Origin of the sequence: Tessaracoccus sp. OH4464_COT-324 (assembly GCF_003932855.1) — a bacterium.
Taxonomy (GTDB): domain Bacteria; phylum Actinomycetota; class Actinomycetes; order Propionibacteriales; family Propionibacteriaceae; genus Arachnia.
Window position 1 is genome coordinate 1 of the sequence record NZ_RQYZ01000017.1, and the last position, 14,974, is coordinate 14,974.

Consider the following 14,974-nt stretch of genomic DNA (forward strand, 5'->3'; position numbering starts at 1 on the left):
TCCTCTTGACTGGGACTTTTCAAGATAAGTTCGAGGAGCTTGCACCCCACTTCATCGCAACCGCCTGGGACTTCACCGACCGCGATGACCGCATCGAAGCCATCTGGGTCGCGGTCGGATACGAGGAGGACGGTTCGAAATCCGCAGTACCCGCCTACCAAGTGGACGGAAGGAAGCTGCTGCCGCACGAGCTAGGTCAGATCGGCGTAGACGCTAGCCCGGATGCCCAGCACGAAATGTTCATGGCCCTAAACGACCTGGCGCAGAAATACGCCGAAATCGGCGATGAGGTTCCGCGACTGTCCGTCCTGCGCTTCCAAACCGCGGACAGCGACCTGCGAGCAGAGTTCTCCTACCAGCCCTGGGAACCAGGCGTCAAGGAAGACGATAAAAGGCTCATTGTCCACCTCGTCCACATGTGGTGCCAACACCTCGTGGAAACGGGAGACGACTCCGCCGACTGGCGCCCGCCCCAGGACTACAGGCTCGTCTAGCGCCCGGGGCCGAGCATTTCGTCGTGGATGCACGCCCGCGGCCGGCTGCACGACGAGCCCCCAGTCGAGCTAGGCCAGGGCGTCGTCGCGTCGAGGCCAACCGCGATCGGCCAACACCTTCTGCGCCTCGACGGACCCACCCTGGCTCTCCAGCCAGTGCGCGTAGGAGCGTTTCTGCTCATCGTGGTACCTGGCCTGGGCGTCGTTTGCCTCTGCGGGGTTAGGCAGGTGGCGGACGAGAAGCTCTGCGAGCTGGACCGCCGCTGCTGCGTCGGCACACGCGCCGTGCGCATCGTCGGCAGACAGGTCGACGCCATAATGCAGCGCCACGTCCGTCAACGTCCGCTTACCCTTGCGGAACCTGTCGAACTGTTTGTCGAGGACGAAGGGGTCAACGATCACGCCACGGATTTCGAAGCCGCCGAGGCCGTGCCTGCGGCATTCGCGATCCAGCAGGGTGCAGTCGTAGGAGGCGTTGAACGCGCACAGCGCCCTGCCCTCCGCCCAAGCCTGGTAGATAGCCTCGCGGATCGCCGCCAGCCCCTGCGCGTGATCAATGCCCTGCGACGTAGCGAAATCGGTGGTGATGCCGTGCACCTTCGTCGCCCCCGCAGGAATCGGCGCGGTGGGCCGCAGCAACCATTCCTCACCACCGACGCACGCGGCGACGATCTCCGCCGTCTGGGGATTGGGGCCGCTGGTCTCGGTGTCGAATCCGACGAATCGTACAGCGCTCCACATCGTTGTTCACTCCTCTTCTCGGTTGGCCGCGTCCTCAGACTAGCCAACCCTCCCGACAGTTCCGCAGTCCTCCGCCCGGCCGAGGCGACGTCGACACGGCTAGTGCGCCGCCGACAGCTGCCCATCGGAGCCTCGATTCACTCCAGCCGACGCCGCACCAGCGGAACCCGGCGCAGCCCGGCACACAGCGCCACTGCCGTGACCGCAGCCAGCAACGCCAGCAAGATGACCGCCTGCACGGGCAACAGCAGGGGCACAGCCCCCAGGTCCCCGCTCAGGCGGGCCCACCACCGGCTCTGCAGCGCACCCAACCCGAGCCCCAGGAGCATGCCCAGTGGCCCACCCAGGAGCACCAGCGCCAAGCCCTGAGCCACAGTGAACCGGCGCGCGAGCGACGGCGGTGCCCCCACCCCGACCATGGTGATCAATTCACGCTCCGTCTGCGTCCGAGCCAGCGCGAGCGACACACCAGCCGCAACCACCGCCAGGGACAGCGAAACGCACAGCGCCAGCAGCGTGGAATCCGCGCCCCAGGGATATCGTTCATGCCCGATCCCCATGAAGACCAGCGGGTGCTCGCGCCGCAGGAGGTCGTGGATCTCCTCGCCGCGCCAATCCGGGAAATAGGGGCCCGAAACCATCATGCCCAACAGTCTTGGCTGAGCGTCCAGTTGGCGAGCGGTAACGCTGCTAACCGTGGGCAATGCTCCCCGAACGTGTATCGCGGGGACGCTCATCCGCCTCGCGCCGCTCGCAACCTCTACGGTGCCGTCCGGGCGGATCATCGTCGCATCCCCCACCACTATTCCGCCCAGTTCCAAGATCCGAGCGGCCTCGTGCGCCTCCGCGAAACCGCTGACCCGCATCGCCTCCGGCTCCACCGCGAACACCTCGTAGTTCAGCCAGCTCGGAAACCTGATCCCCGGAACAAAACCGATCTGTTGGGGAACACACTTTGGCGGAGTTCCCGGGTTCAGCGCCGAAAGGTAATCGACGGCGGTGTCGCCCCCGCAGTTCGCCGTGGCTGGGCGAACGATCTCCGCCTCGACACCCAACACGTCATGCATCTCATCGAAGCCGTGGGAGCGCAAAGTGGCGGCCGCGTCGTCGAGGATCAGCCGATCGAACGAATCGGAAACGGGCGTGTTCGGGCCGATCGTCCAAGCCGGACGAACAGTCAAGGCGGTTCCTGTCGCCCACTCCCGCTGGGCGACATCGCCGAACATGACGGCCAGGTAACTGGCCAGGAGCGTCGTAACAAGCACTGCGGCAGCGGCCGGCACGAAGCGAGAGCGATGCTCGTCGGCGTCCCGCAGCGCCAGCCGAAGAACCAGCGGAGCCCCGCTCGCTGCCCGGGCCGCCCAGCTGGTGAGCGTGGAGACCAGAAGCAGCGCGCCCACGATGCTCGACGCAAAGGCCAGCACCAGCAGAGCCAAAGCCCCCTGGAGCGGCTCAGGCACGGTGCCGGACGCAACTCCCGACCCCACGTCCTGAAGCGGGTCGAACGGCCAGTTGACCACCCCGAACGCCGCCGCCACAGAAAACGCGAACAGCGCCACAGAAGCTCCGCCCCGAAAAACCACCCAGCGCCTTGCGCTCCGGGAACCGACGGGAATGTCTTTGAGCGCGCCGATCGGATCCAAACGAGCCACCCGCCAGGCCGCAATCCCCGTGGCCAACAGGCCCAAAAGTACCGAAACTGCCACCGATAGAAACAAAACCCACCACGGAAGATAGGCAAAGTTAATCGGATCGGAGTAAACCCATGCACTGGCTGCCCAGGCACCGATCACACCGACCATGGTGCCCAGAACGCCACCCAACAAGCCGAGAGCCAATCCCTGAGTGATGAACACCTGGCCGAGCTGACCGGGAGTGGCCCCGCACGAGGACAACATTCCCAGGAATCGGCGCGATTGTTCCGCCCCAACCATGAAAGCCGGCGCGATCAGCATCAGGGCTAGGGCCCCGCCCAAACCTGCTGAGACCAGCCCGCTGAACAGCGCGATCGCGGCCTTCCGCAAAGTGGTACGCACGGGGTAAAGCTCGTGCGGCTGCGGATAGTTGTTCAGGACGTGCCTGCTGACTGCGAAGGCCATCAGCTGGTTCAGTTGCTTGGCCTGATCCCAGGTCACGGGCGCATCGCCTACCGCGAGATAGTTTGCCACGAAGCCCACATCGTCGCGCTCGACGCGGCTGCTCGCCCAGCCCTCCGGTCCCCAGATCTGCTCCTCGTCGTGGGCGACGACGCCCGCCACGCGAAACGCCTTCTGCTGGTTCTCCACCGCCTCCTTCGCACGCCCTTCCGTGCTATACCAGCCGGTGAACGGTGGCGCCACCACCGTTACGGTGGCGCCCGCGACGACGCCCAACCGCTCAGCCAATGCGCCGCTCACCCAGGCCTCGTCGGGGGCGAGGACCTCGTCGGGCCTGCCCGTCAGCAGGCCCAGGACCTCGTTGCTCCCCTCGGTGTAGGTTGCCACCCGCAGCTGCGCCCGCTGGGGCAGCACCACATCCGCCGTAGCGGGACGGGCATCACCAGGGCGCAAACCTACATCCCCTGCGACGATCAGCTCCGGGAAAACGTGGTAACGCAGTAGGCGCAGTCGGGGGTCCAGTGCACGCGCCAGCTCGGACGCGTCGGCCGGTTTCTGGCTCAGGTCATCGAACCACGGCCCGGGAGCCCCCTCCGGGATCTGCTCGAACGGCGCCAACTCGGGCGGCACCGCCGTCGCGACGATCCGCGCCTCAGCCCCCACCGGGATACTGGCGAGCGCACCTTCTCTGCTGGGAGGCCTGGCGCTGGTCAACGTGTGATAGGCCGCGAGCGGGGCCACCGCCAACGTGATCAGCGCCAAGGTGAGCAAACTGCGCAGCCTGTGCCGCCAGGCGTCGCGCACCCCCAGCCGAAGCGCGGCCCGGAAGGCGTTCACGACAACTCTCCCGGCCCGTGCTCGAAACTGGTGCCGCTCGCCTCGTCGACAATCCTGCCGTCGGAAAGGAAGATGGTGCGGTCCGCCCAGGCCGCGAACCGCGGCTCGTGTGTCACGAGCAATACAGTGGCCCCTTCGTCGGCCCGCTCCCGAAGGATCTCCAGGATGTCGTCTCCAGACACCGTGTCCAAGGCGCCGGTGGGCTCGTCGGCCAGCAAGAGCCGGCGCTCCCCGACAAGTGCACGGGCGATGGCCACACGCTGAGCTTGGCCACCGCTCATGTCTTGGGGCCGCCGGTTGGCCAGCTCGGCAATCCCGACGCGCTCCAACAGTTTGCAGGCCTCCGCCTGCGCTTTTCGGCGCGGCCAACCGTCGAGTTCCAGTGGCAGAGCCGCGTTCTCCGCCGCGGTCAGCCCCGGTACGAGGTTGTAGTCCTGGAACACGTATCCGACGCTCCTGCGCCGCAGGGCTGCGCGCTTCTTGAGCGACAGGCTCGGCACGCTCTGGCCCAGCACCCGCACGTCGCCCGACGTAGGCGTGTCGAGCCCGCCCGCGAGGTGCAGCAGGGTCGACTTGCCCGACCCGGACTGCCCCATTAGCGCGACGAACTCTCCCGGGTCGGCCGCGAGGCTGACCTCGGCCAGTGCGACGACTGCGGCGGCCCCTGCGCCGTGGATGCGCGAAACGCGCTCGAACTCAAGCACCGGCATGCTGCGACTCCGCCTCGCGTGCGGCCGGGGAGTCGGCCCGACGGCTCCCGGCGCTGCGTTTGCTCCGCGCTCCGCTGGCCTCAAGGGCGGCCAGCCAGCGCAGCTCTGCTTCGCAGCTGAAGATGTGGTTGAGCAGCACCAGGCGGGCGGTTTGTTCGTCGTCGGAAACCGTGCGCAGCGCGCGGGTGAGGTCGTGCAGCGTGCCTTGGGTGGCCGTGCGCTGGCGGGCGATGAGCCGTCGGAAATCCACCCCGGGGTCCGCCGACGCGAGCGCGAATTTGATGACCAACTCATCGCGACTCTCCCGCAGGCGCACGACGGGCGTTGCCCACCACGCGCGCAGCTCCTCCCGCCCCGCGGGCGTGATCACCCAGCGCACGGGCTCCACGTCGCCCTCCTCGGCGACGAGTCCGTCGCGCTCCAGACGCCGCAACGTCGTCGAAACCTGGCCGACGTTGAGCGGCCAGGTTTGGTTGGTCGAGGCGTCGAATGCTTTCTTGAGCCGGTAGGCGCTCATCTGCTCGCGCGCCAGCAGGGCCAGCAGGGCGTGCTTCACGGACATCGTGACCTCCAAGATGCGGTTATCGAGTAACTATAGTTACGGAGTAACCATCATTCAAGGGACACACCAACCTGGCGAAGCCGTAGACTGACCCTGGGCGAGACCGCCCGAGCCGACCGACCGCTTGGGATGACCCGCTTGTAGCGTTTAGCTGCACCTGCTCCCCGCCCCGGCGGGGATTCTCGCCCGCCACCTTCGGTATTCATCAAACTTTATGAAGCTTGTTGCGTTTAGAGAAAAACTCCACTAATGTACCTTTCGACGCCGACACAGGCGCCGAGATCACAAGAAGGTGAGACGCATGGACCGCCCCCAGAGAGCCGATCAACGATGACGGTCGAGCTGAGTCAACGCGCGAAGTCGGTATGGGCAAAGACGGGCGGGCCCCTGCTCTACTTGCCTCTCATACAACACATGACGGACAGCGCACACGTAGCCAGCTTCCTGTTCGACACCTGGCTGGCCCCGGCGAGCAAGCAGCGGTGGGCGGAATCCCTCGGACTGAGCGAGGACGAGCTACACACGGTTTGCGCGTTCCTCGCCGGGACGCACGACGTCGGAAAAGCATGCCCCGCCTTCGTGGCCCAATGCGAGCCCTTGGCCCAACTCAGCCGCGACGCCGGACTGCCCTGCCTGACGATGGCGGAGCTGCGAAGCGATCGGAAAGAACTTCCCCATTCGAAGGTCAGCCAACACGCCATCATAGCGTGGCTCCTTAGCCACGGCTTGCCCGCGAGGCTGGCCTTGGGGCTTGCATCCGTCTCCGGGGCGCATCACGGGAAACCCGTACCCCCCAGGGCACGGCACGATATACAGAGGCACGTGAACGGAGCAGGCGGCGAGGCCTGGGCCGAAGTCCGCAACGAGCTGCTTGACTGGATGGCCGGCCTCACCGGGTTCGACGAGCTGCTCCACGACGGCCGCCTGAGCGCCGCGCCCATGCCTGTCCTCGTCGAGCTGACCGGGTTCGTCGTGGTCGCAGACTGGCTGGCCTCGAACTCGGAACTCTTCCCCCTCAAACCACGAACCGAGGCTCCCGAACTCGTGGAGGATCCGATTTCGCGCACACTGACCGGCGTGGAAGCCTTGGGATTTCCCCCACCATGGGCTCCCCCACGCCCCGACATCTCAGACCCCGCAGGATTTTACCAGTCCCGCTTCGGCTGGGCGGGGGATTGCCTGCCGCGTCCCGTTCAAAACAAAGCCTTGGAACTAGCGTCCGCTGAAGATATCGGGATCCTATTCATCGAAACCACCACGGGGGATGGGAAGACCGAAGCTGCGCTTGCCGCTGCCGAAGTGATTGCGTCCCATCGCGAACTGCAAGGCCTTTTGGTGGCACTGCCCACCCAGGCCACAACCAACGCGATGTTTTCTCGGGTGACACCGTGGATTCAGCGTTTGCCGAAACCGCCGGACGACCTCTGGAACTGGGTGATTACTCTTGGCCACGGCAAAGCAATGCTCAACGAACAGTACGCCAAGCTGAACGCCCAGTCCCGGGCGGCAGCGGCTCGGCATTCGTCGAGCAACAGCACCGGCATCTTCGAAGAGGAATCGGAGCACTCCGCTAGTCCCGACGATGCTTGCAATGCCTCGGTCCACCAGTGGTTCCTGAGCGCCAAGCGTCGCATGCTCGCAAACTTTCACGTCGCCACGATCGACCACATCCTGATGGCCGCTCTCAAGCGCAAACACCTGGCGCTTTCCCACCTGGCTCTCTCCGGAAAAGTCGTGATCATCGACGAAGCGCACGCCAGCGACGACTACATGAACGTCTACCTTGACGCTGCCCTCAGTTGGTTGGGCGCATACGAGGTTCCTGTGATCGTCCTGTCTGCCACGCTCACCGCTAACCGGAAGCGGGAGATGATGGCCGCCTACGCGCCGCACCGAGCAGCCGAGATCAGACAGCTCAAGGTGGATCCGAAAGCATATCCCATCTTGACCGTGCTTCCTCGGGGGGAGGCTGCCGTCTCTCAACACGTTGTCCCGACCACTACCCGATCGAAAGTCGTGGACTGGTGCTGGCATCCCACGGAGTTGCGTTCCTTGGCCGACAGCGTCGAGGCAGCAATCGAGGAAGCGGGGTGCGCGCTGGTGGTGCGCAACACCGTCGCAGACGCTCAGGAAACCGCAGTTGAATTGCGTCGACGAGGCCTCACCGTGACGCTGAATCACGCCGGCTTCCTGGCCGTAGACCGAGCCAGAAACGACGCCGATCTCGTCGCTCGCTTCGGCAAGGATGGCAAGCTTAGGCCGCATAAAACGGTGGTCGTGGCAACACAGGTTGTTGAGCAGAGCCTAGACGTCGATTTCGATGTGCTGTTCACCGACTTGGCCCCTATGGATCTGCTGCTGCAACGCATTGGCCGACTGCACCGCCATGACCGCCCCCGACCCACGAGACTGGAAACGGCACGCGTGCACATCCTCGCGGATCTCGGAGCAGATCAACCACCAAAAGCCACCGGTGGCTCCCAGGCTGTCTACGGCGAACACCATTTGTGTCAGACCTCTGCGGCATTGTTTGCTCATGGTGATCAAATCGCGCTACCCGACGATGTGCTTCCGTTGGTCTCCGCCGCGCTGGGCTCTGCCCAACGGCTGCCTGCCGGCTGGGCGGAGCACGCCGCCGCCGCGAAAGCCGAGCACGACAAAAAGCGGTCCGAGCAGGTCGATAAGGCCAGCGGGTGGTGTCTCACCCCGTGGCAAAGAGAACGCGATAAGCGCTCTCATCTTGAGAAGTGGTGTCCCATTTCGAATGATTCTCCTGAGACGCAGATGGCCGCCAGCGTTCGAGATACCGAGCCCACAGTGGAGGTGATCGTGGTGCCGCTGTTGCCCGACCAGTCCGCGGCCATCCTCCCGCCTTGGGCCTACCCCGACGGGAGAGTCCAAGTGCTCGACGTCTCCACCCTGCCCGACGACGACCTGGCCCGAGAGATCGCCGGTTGGACCGTGCGGCTGCCGGCAAGGATCACCCGAGGTCGTCTCGAAGAATCAATCAACGCGATCAATGACTTGCCGCTGAGCAGGCGCTGGAAAATCCGCCAGCACCCCCTGCTGCGAGGAGAACTGTTCCTACCCATGCCCCAGCTACAGGAAGGAGGCAACACGTTGCAAACAGAACTGACCGTGAGGACGAAGCATTACCGGCTTCGTTACTCCCCTGACAACGGATTGGAGGTGACCGAGTCATGAGCTACAACTTGCTGGACGAGGCGTGGATTCCCGTGCTACTGAAGGATAGAGCCGCAGCCCAGCTATCCCTGCTGGACGTATTTCGGCAAAGCCCACTGGTGCGGCGGATTTGCGCGGAGCTGCCGACGCAGAGCTTCGCGATCCTGCGGCTGCTGCTGGCCATCTGCCACGATGCCGTCGGCTTCCACGATGAGGATGATATTGCCGAGGCCCTGGAAAATGGGCTGGATGTCGAGCGCATCGTCGATTATCTGGAGCAGCACCGCGGCAGATTCGATCTCTTCGACCCGCAGACCCCCTTTTACCAGGTGGCGACGCTGCGCACCGCCAAAGACGAGCATTCAGGCTTGGAGAAGCTTATCAGCGACGTGCCCAACGGCACGCAGTTCCTTACCGTGCGATCCGGCGAGGCGGTGGAGAGGATATCGGCAGCGGAGGCGGCGCAGTGGCTGGTGCATTGCCACGCCTTCGACCCAAGCGGCATCCGCTCTGGGGCAGTCGGCGACCCCGAGGTGAAGGGCGGAAGGGGCTACCCAATCGGTCCCGGCTGGTGCGGCCAGATTGGCGGCGTGGTGCTGCACGGCGACTCGCTCGCCCGGACCTTGGTGCTCAATCTAGTTCCCACCGAAGGAAAGCCGAGCGACCGCCCAGTCTGGGTTCTTGATCCACAGACCGAGCAGCGCAAGATAGAGCCGACAGTTCCCGGCCCAGTGAGCCTGCTCACTTGGCAGTCCCGACGGATCCGCCTGGTTGGCGACCGCGACGGAGTCACCGGGCTGGTGCTGGCGCAGGGCGACAAAATGACCCCGCAGAACCGCCACGACGTGGAATACATGACCGCTTGGCGGTACTCCAAGCCGCAGAGCAAGAAGTTCGGGATCGACGTCTACATGCCGCTGAAGCACGACCCCGCCCGCTCTGGTTGGCGAGGGCTCCCGGCAATCCTGTCTACTCCGAAGGTCGAGGACGGCAAGGAACTGACCCGGAGGCCCAGGATCGTAGACAGCATCGGCGACATCTCCTCTTTCGGCGACGAAGACCTGGAGTACAGCGTCGGCATTGAGCTGGTCGGAATGGATTACGGCCCGCAGGAGGCCACCGTCGCCGAGCTGGTTCACGACGAGCTCGACGTGCGGGCGTCGCTCCTTGGTAAACAGGCTGTTCACGTTAGAGCTGCGGTGCAGGACGCCACAGACATGGCGGACAACTGCATCTGGGCGCTAGGTCGGCTGGCCAGCTCGCTGGCTGAGGCCGCGGGCGACTTCGACGGCCTAGACGGCGCACGAGACCGCGCCACGTTGAATGCGTGGGCCGCCATCGACCCTGCTGCCCGCGCATGGCTCAGCCGGCTCCACGCGGAATCAGTGATCGTCGACGCGCTGCGCGAATGGCAGAAAGAGCTCGGGCGAATCCTGTCCGAACAAGCCGCCCTGCTGCTGGAAAACTGCCCACCCCAATCCGTCGTCGGCAGGAAAACCAAACGAGGATACGTCTCTGCAGGTATTGCCGAGGCCCGGTTCTGGGCAGCAATACGGAAAGAACTGACCCTAGCCTATCCCCCCACGGGAGAGGAGGAAAACAAGAATGAGTAATGATTTCTCAATCAAACGCTTCGTCAACAGCAAGATCAGAGGTCTCGGCGGCAGCGACCCAAGCAACATCTCGCCCACCAACCGAGCGCTCCTCGCTCAACTGAGGCAATCGATCTCCGCCGAGCCGGGCACCGTTCCCGCGGTGTGGTCCGCAACGCTGGAGGGGTTGCCCGACTTCGAGGGCGAAAGCTACCGGCTGCGGGTGGAGCGAGCCGTCCACATGGTGCTCACCCAATTTGCGATGCATCAACAATCACGAAGCGAAGCGATGCACAAAGAGGGGATTCCCTTCGGACAAGCAGTCCGTCAGCTTGCCTACCGCATGGACAAGGAACGCATGATGGAAACCCCCATCTACAAGCGTTTCACCGCCATGTGCCTGTCTACTTCCATCCCCGGCCTGGCCGCCCATGCCCGAGGCATCATCTCTCAGCTGAGATCCGAAAAGATTCCGTTCGACTATGCGCAGTTTGCGCAGGATCTTCTTGATTTCCAGCAAGCTAACAAGACCCGCGCCGTAATTCGACGCTGGGGTCGAGACTTCAGCCGAGTCACTAAATCAGATAACGAGAACATCACCGAAGGAGATTCAGAATGACCACCTTTATCGAAATCCATGCCCTACAGACTGTTCCACCCTCGAACATCAACCGGGACGACACCGGCACCCCAAAGACCGCGGTGTACGGGGGAGTCGTACGTTCCAGGGTCTCCAGCCAGTCGTGGAAGCGGGCAATCCGAGAGGATTTTAACCGCACACTCGACCCCAAGGACATCGGTACGCGCAGCCGGCTGCTCGTCGCGGAGATCGCCAAACTGATCGAGCAGCGCAACCCCGACCTGGGCGAGCGCGCGGAGGAGCTGGCGGTCGCGGCGATGGAGGCAGCAGGGTTCAAGAAACCTGTCCCCAAAGCCAAAAAGAAGGAAGAAGCGGGCACCCCTGAGACCGGGTACTTGGTGTTCTTGTCCCAGCGCCAACTCGATTCCCTCGCGGAAGCGGCCGTGGAGGCCAGCAGCGAGCCGAACCCACTTCAGGCCTTGAAGAACGCAAAGGTGAAGGACCTCGTTGACGCCGACCACTCCGTCGATATCGCGCTCTTCGGCCGGATGGTGGCCGACTCCGCCGACCTGAACGTCGAGGCGGCCTGCCAGGTCGCGCACGCGCTCAGCGTCCATGAGGCCACCCCGGAGTACGACTTCTACACAGCTGTTGACGACACGCGCAAGCGCGACGAGGATGCCGAGGACGCAGGCGCAGGCATGATGGGCACGATCGGTTTCACGTCATCGACGCTCTATCGCTACGCGGCAGTCAACGTGGATCAACTCACCGAGAACCTCGGCAACAACGCTGCTGTCCAGAAGGCTGTCGAGGCTTTCCTGCGCAGTTTCGTCGCCGCCATTCCGAGCGGAAAGCAGAACTCCATGGCACACGGCACACGCCCCGCAGCCGTTCTGGTCACCGTGGCCGAGGGCCAGCCCACCAACCTGGTCGGAGCTTTCGAGGCACCAGTGGCCTCACGGAAGGGTCACCTTGAGCCGGCCGTGTCCAAGCTCGCCCAGCACGCGCAAGAGGTGTTCGGGGTTTGGCGCACCCCGAAGAGGGCGCTCGTCTCCGGCCTCCCCTCGGTGGTGGGCCCGCTCGCTGCGGTGGGCGAGACCGTCTCATTCGATGACGTTGTGTCCGCCGTTCTGGCGGAGATCTCGGAGTCAGCATGAGCGTCCTCGTGCTGAGGCTTGCCGCGCCCCTGCAGAGCTGGGGCGCCGCCAGCCGCTTCACCCGGCGGGAGACGGAGAACATGCCCACCAAAAGCGGCATCCTCGGGCTCCTCGCTGCGGCAGATGGGAGGCGGCGTTCGGATCCCATCGAGGACATGCTCGGCCTCCAGCTTGCGGTGCGCACCGAGCAAAGCGGCGTGCTGCTGCGTGATTTTCACACAGCTCATCACCAGATCAAGGGGACCGCGATGCCCCTGACGGATCGTTTCTACTTGAGCGACGCTGTGTTCACTGCCTACATCGGCGGAAATGACGTACTGGTCGATTCCCTTGCGGGTGCCCTGGAGAACCCTGCTTTCCCGCTGTTCTTCGGCCGACGATCGTGCGTCCCGACGGGTCGAATTGTCCAGGATGTCGTCGAAGGGAACGTCGCCGAAACGGCGCTCAGCTACCCGTGGTGCCCCGGTTACTCCGGGCGACGTCGAGCCCGCTGGTCCGGTACCGTCTCGCTACCAGTCCAAGCGGATTCGGTGGTGTACCCGGAATTGATCGCCAATCGCGAGTTGAACGATGTGCCCATCTCTTGGGATGGAAAACATCGCCAATACAGGAGCAGGCCTGTCGTCGAAACCTACGCCACTCTGCCCACAGGTAATGAAGACCCTGCCGCACAGAAATCTGTCGGGCATGACCCCTTGGCAACCTTGATCGGAGTTCAAAAGTGATTCTCACCCGGACGCTACTGAATATTCGACGCCCCGGAGCCAGGAAACTGCTCGGGTCCCCACAAGCCATGCACGCAGCGGTGGAAGCCGGTTTCCCCACTTCTCCGACCACCGGGCGATCGCTCTGGCGTGTCGACCTAGACGACCCGGTGCGCCCAACCCTGTACGTGCTCAGCCCCACGTCGCCTGACTTCACGCACATAGAGGAACAGGCGGGATGGCCATCTCAGCCCACGACGGATTCTCTCCCCTACTCTCCGCTACTCGACTCGCTGAAGCCTGGGCAGGTCTGGGCTTTCCGCGTAAAGGTAAACCCCACCCACCGGGTGAAACTGGATGGCAAGTCGAAAATTCTTGCTCACAAGACCGCACAGCATCAGATGCGCTGGCTGCTCGAACGGCAAGAAGCTCTCGGGGTTTCCTTGGGCTCGGAAAGCGAGCCGAGTTTTCGGCTCAGTCGGCGGGAGACCATCCGATTCCGCCGGGGAGGGATGCAGGTTACGCTCGGGACTGCGCTCTTCGATGGGCTTCTTGAGATTCGCGACCCGGGAAAGTTTCGCTCATCTCTGCTTGAAGGGATCGGGCGTGCCAAGGGCTACGGTTGCGGCCTCTTGACTTTGGCAAAACCATGATTCCTGGTGCTGCTCCGCCAAAGTCAAAACAACTGCTCAGGGTGGAGGACAGGGCCACCTTCCTCCACCTTGAGCGGTGCTTGGTCAATCGCGACTCCAACGCGATCACCGCAACAGATAAAAATGGTGTAGTTCACATCCCCGCGGCAACATTGTGTACCGTGCTCTTGGGGCCGGGAACTCGGATAACCCACCATGCGATGATGTTGCTCGCCCAGTGCGGCGTAACTGTAGTGTGGGTGGGCGAGAAGGGTGTTCGATACTACGCACACGGAGAGCCGCTGGCCAAGAAAACTGCCCTCCTTGAGGCGCAGGCCAAGGCGGTGAGCAACACGCGCGCCCGTCTCGCGGTGGCCAGAAAAATGTATGAGCAGCGCTTCCCGGATGAAGTCGTCGAGGGGCTGACCATGCAACAGTTGCGTGGCCGCGAGGGCGCAAGAGTTCGCTCAATCTATCGCTCGGAATCAGCACGAACAGGCGTAGCCTGGGGTAAGCGCTCGTATGATCCGGAGCACTTCGACGATTCTGACGCAATCAACCAGGCCCTGTCAGCAGCCCATGCATGCCTGTACGGCGTGGTTCATGCGACGGTGGTTGGGTTGGGCTGCTCCCCTGGCCTCGGGTTCATCCACACTGGCCATTCACGAGCCTTTGTGTATGACATCGCCGACCTCTACAAGGCGGAGTTCACAATACCGATAGCCTTCGACGTAGTGGCTTCTGGAACGACCGATGTAGGAGCAGACACCCGACGTGCGGTAAGGGACTCCATGCGTGAGGGTCGAGTCGTAGAGCAGTGTGTCCGGGATGTGAAGCGCCTGCTTCTGCCCGAGGAAGAACCCTCATACGACTTCAACGTGGTCTACCTCTGGGATGAGGAAGTCGGGGCCGTTTCCGGCGGGGTCGACTACACCGAGGTCGACTTCTAATGATCACTCTCGTACTGAGCAAAGTTCCTCGCGGGTTACGCGGACACCTGACCAAGTGGCTCATGGAGGCGGCCCCAAACGTTTTCGTCGGATCGCTCCCTGCACGGGTTCGGGACGAGCTCTGGGACATAGTTCAGGACGGCTTGGAGGGAGGAACCGCGCTTCTGGTCTACAGCGCACGAAACGAGCAAGGCTTCGCAGTGCGTAACGCTGGACACGCCTGGCAACCCATCGACCTCGATGGGCTAGTCGTCCTCCGCAGACCAGCCGCCAACGACACCAGCCGCCCGGAAGAGAGACTGCCCATGCCGAGAGCCGCGAGACTCGGCTGGCTCCACGCGCAGAGCCTCAAACGAAACCCAAAACACGAAACCCGCGAAACAAACTGAACGAAGACGCCAAGATGCGCTAGCATCATGGCTAGTCAATAACTGTGCTCCCCACGCGAGTGGGGATGATCCCTGGAGACCGTGTCCAAGCAGGTCCTCGAGGCCGTGCTCCCCACGCGAGTGGGGATGATCCAACGTGCACGTGGTCGAGGTGACGGTCGCTGACGTGCTCCCCACGCGAGTGGGGATGATCCGGTGACGTCGGTCAGCTTGAAGGTGAAGGACGAGTGCTCCCCACGCGAGTGGGGATGATCCTACCCAGACCTACGTTGCGTCGCCGTTTAGCCGGTGCTCCCCACGCGAGTGGGGATGATCCGCCAGCCTCCGCTGCCAGCCGCAAGATG

The 14,974-nt window shown here is 63.7% G+C and carries 13 protein-coding genes and 1 CRISPR repeat array (1 of these 14 cut by a window edge); of the genes, 9 read left to right on the forward strand and 4 right to left on the reverse strand.

Annotated elements, in window-relative coordinates; translation table 11 throughout:
• A partial coding sequence (locus EII42_RS12960; protein WP_158676468.1) for a hypothetical protein occupies nucleotides 1-494 on the forward strand: 494 nt, incomplete at its 5' end.
• Between the two features lie 69 nt (nucleotides 495-563).
• On the opposite strand, the gene EII42_RS09240 is transcribed toward EII42_RS12960, so the two are convergent.
• The 4 genes from EII42_RS09240 to EII42_RS09255 form a co-directional block, all read right to left on the reverse strand.
• Nucleotides 564-1,235, reverse strand: coding sequence for an exonuclease domain-containing protein (locus EII42_RS09240; RefSeq protein WP_125171839.1), 672 nt, complete (start codon nucleotides 1,233-1,235; stop codon nucleotides 564-566).
• Between the two features lie 137 nt (nucleotides 1,236-1,372).
• Nucleotides 1,373-4,168: an ABC transporter permease gene (locus tag EII42_RS09245; protein ID WP_125171840.1), complete on the reverse strand. Its 2,796-nt coding sequence runs from the start codon at nucleotides 4,166-4,168 to the stop codon at nucleotides 1,373-1,375.
• Nucleotides 4,165-4,878, reverse strand: a complete 714-nt coding sequence (locus tag EII42_RS09250) for an ABC transporter ATP-binding protein (RefSeq protein ID WP_125171841.1) — start codon at nucleotides 4,876-4,878, stop codon at nucleotides 4,165-4,167. Before EII42_RS09250 ends, EII42_RS09245 begins: the two co-directional genes overlap by 4 nt.
• Nucleotides 4,865-5,440, reverse strand: a complete 576-nt coding sequence (locus EII42_RS09255) for a PadR family transcriptional regulator (protein ID WP_125171842.1) — start codon at nucleotides 5,438-5,440, stop codon at nucleotides 4,865-4,867. The genes EII42_RS09250 and EII42_RS09255 overlap by 14 nt, the downstream gene beginning before the upstream one ends.
• 330 nt (nucleotides 5,441-5,770) lie before the next feature.
• Here EII42_RS09255 and cas3 point away from each other — a divergent pair, with 330 nt between their 5' ends.
• The 8 genes from cas3 to cas2e are packed head-to-tail and all read left to right on the forward strand — an operon-like array spanning nucleotide 5,771 to nucleotide 14,630.
• Nucleotides 5,771-8,644, forward strand: coding sequence for a CRISPR-associated helicase Cas3' (gene cas3, locus EII42_RS09260; protein WP_158676469.1), 2,874 nt, complete (start codon nucleotides 5,771-5,773; stop codon nucleotides 8,642-8,644).
• Nucleotides 8,641-10,236, forward strand: coding sequence for a type I-E CRISPR-associated protein Cse1/CasA (casA, locus tag EII42_RS09265; RefSeq protein WP_125171844.1), 1,596 nt, complete (start codon nucleotides 8,641-8,643; stop codon nucleotides 10,234-10,236). Before cas3 ends, casA begins: the two co-directional genes overlap by 4 nt.
• On the forward strand, nucleotides 10,229-10,834 hold the full coding sequence (casB, locus tag EII42_RS09270) for a type I-E CRISPR-associated protein Cse2/CasB (RefSeq protein ID WP_125171845.1): 606 nt from the start codon (nucleotides 10,229-10,231) through the stop codon (nucleotides 10,832-10,834). The genes casA and casB overlap by 8 nt, the downstream gene beginning before the upstream one ends.
• Entirely contained in the window at nucleotides 10,831-11,955 is a 1,125-nt protein-coding gene (gene cas7e, locus EII42_RS09275; RefSeq protein ID WP_125171846.1) for a type I-E CRISPR-associated protein Cas7/Cse4/CasC, read from the forward strand. The genes casB and cas7e overlap by 4 nt, the downstream gene beginning before the upstream one ends.
• A complete protein-coding gene (gene cas5e, locus EII42_RS09280; protein ID WP_125171847.1) occupies nucleotides 11,952-12,680 on the forward strand; it encodes a type I-E CRISPR-associated protein Cas5/CasD in 729 nt (242 codons plus the stop codon). The genes cas7e and cas5e overlap by 4 nt, the downstream gene beginning before the upstream one ends.
• The gene (gene cas6e, locus EII42_RS09285) at nucleotides 12,677-13,312 is read left to right on the forward strand and encodes a type I-E CRISPR-associated protein Cas6/Cse3/CasE (RefSeq protein WP_125171848.1); all 636 of its coding nucleotides are present in this window, start codon (nucleotides 12,677-12,679) and stop codon (nucleotides 13,310-13,312) included. Before cas5e ends, cas6e begins: the two co-directional genes overlap by 4 nt.
• Nucleotides 13,309-14,241, forward strand: coding sequence for a type I-E CRISPR-associated endonuclease Cas1e (gene cas1e / locus EII42_RS09290; RefSeq protein ID WP_125171849.1), 933 nt, complete (start codon nucleotides 13,309-13,311; stop codon nucleotides 14,239-14,241). The genes cas6e and cas1e overlap by 4 nt, the downstream gene beginning before the upstream one ends.
• Nucleotides 14,241-14,630, forward strand: a complete 390-nt coding sequence (cas2e, locus tag EII42_RS13860) for a type I-E CRISPR-associated endoribonuclease Cas2e (protein ID WP_125171850.1) — start codon at nucleotides 14,241-14,243, stop codon at nucleotides 14,628-14,630. Before cas1e ends, cas2e begins: the two co-directional genes overlap by 1 nt.
• A 44-nt stretch (nucleotides 14,631-14,674) precedes the next feature.
• Nucleotides 14,675-14,974: a CRISPR direct-repeat array (repeat unit 28 nt; unit sequence GTGCTCCCCACGCGAGTGGGGATGATCC) (it continues 12,380 nt past the right edge of the window).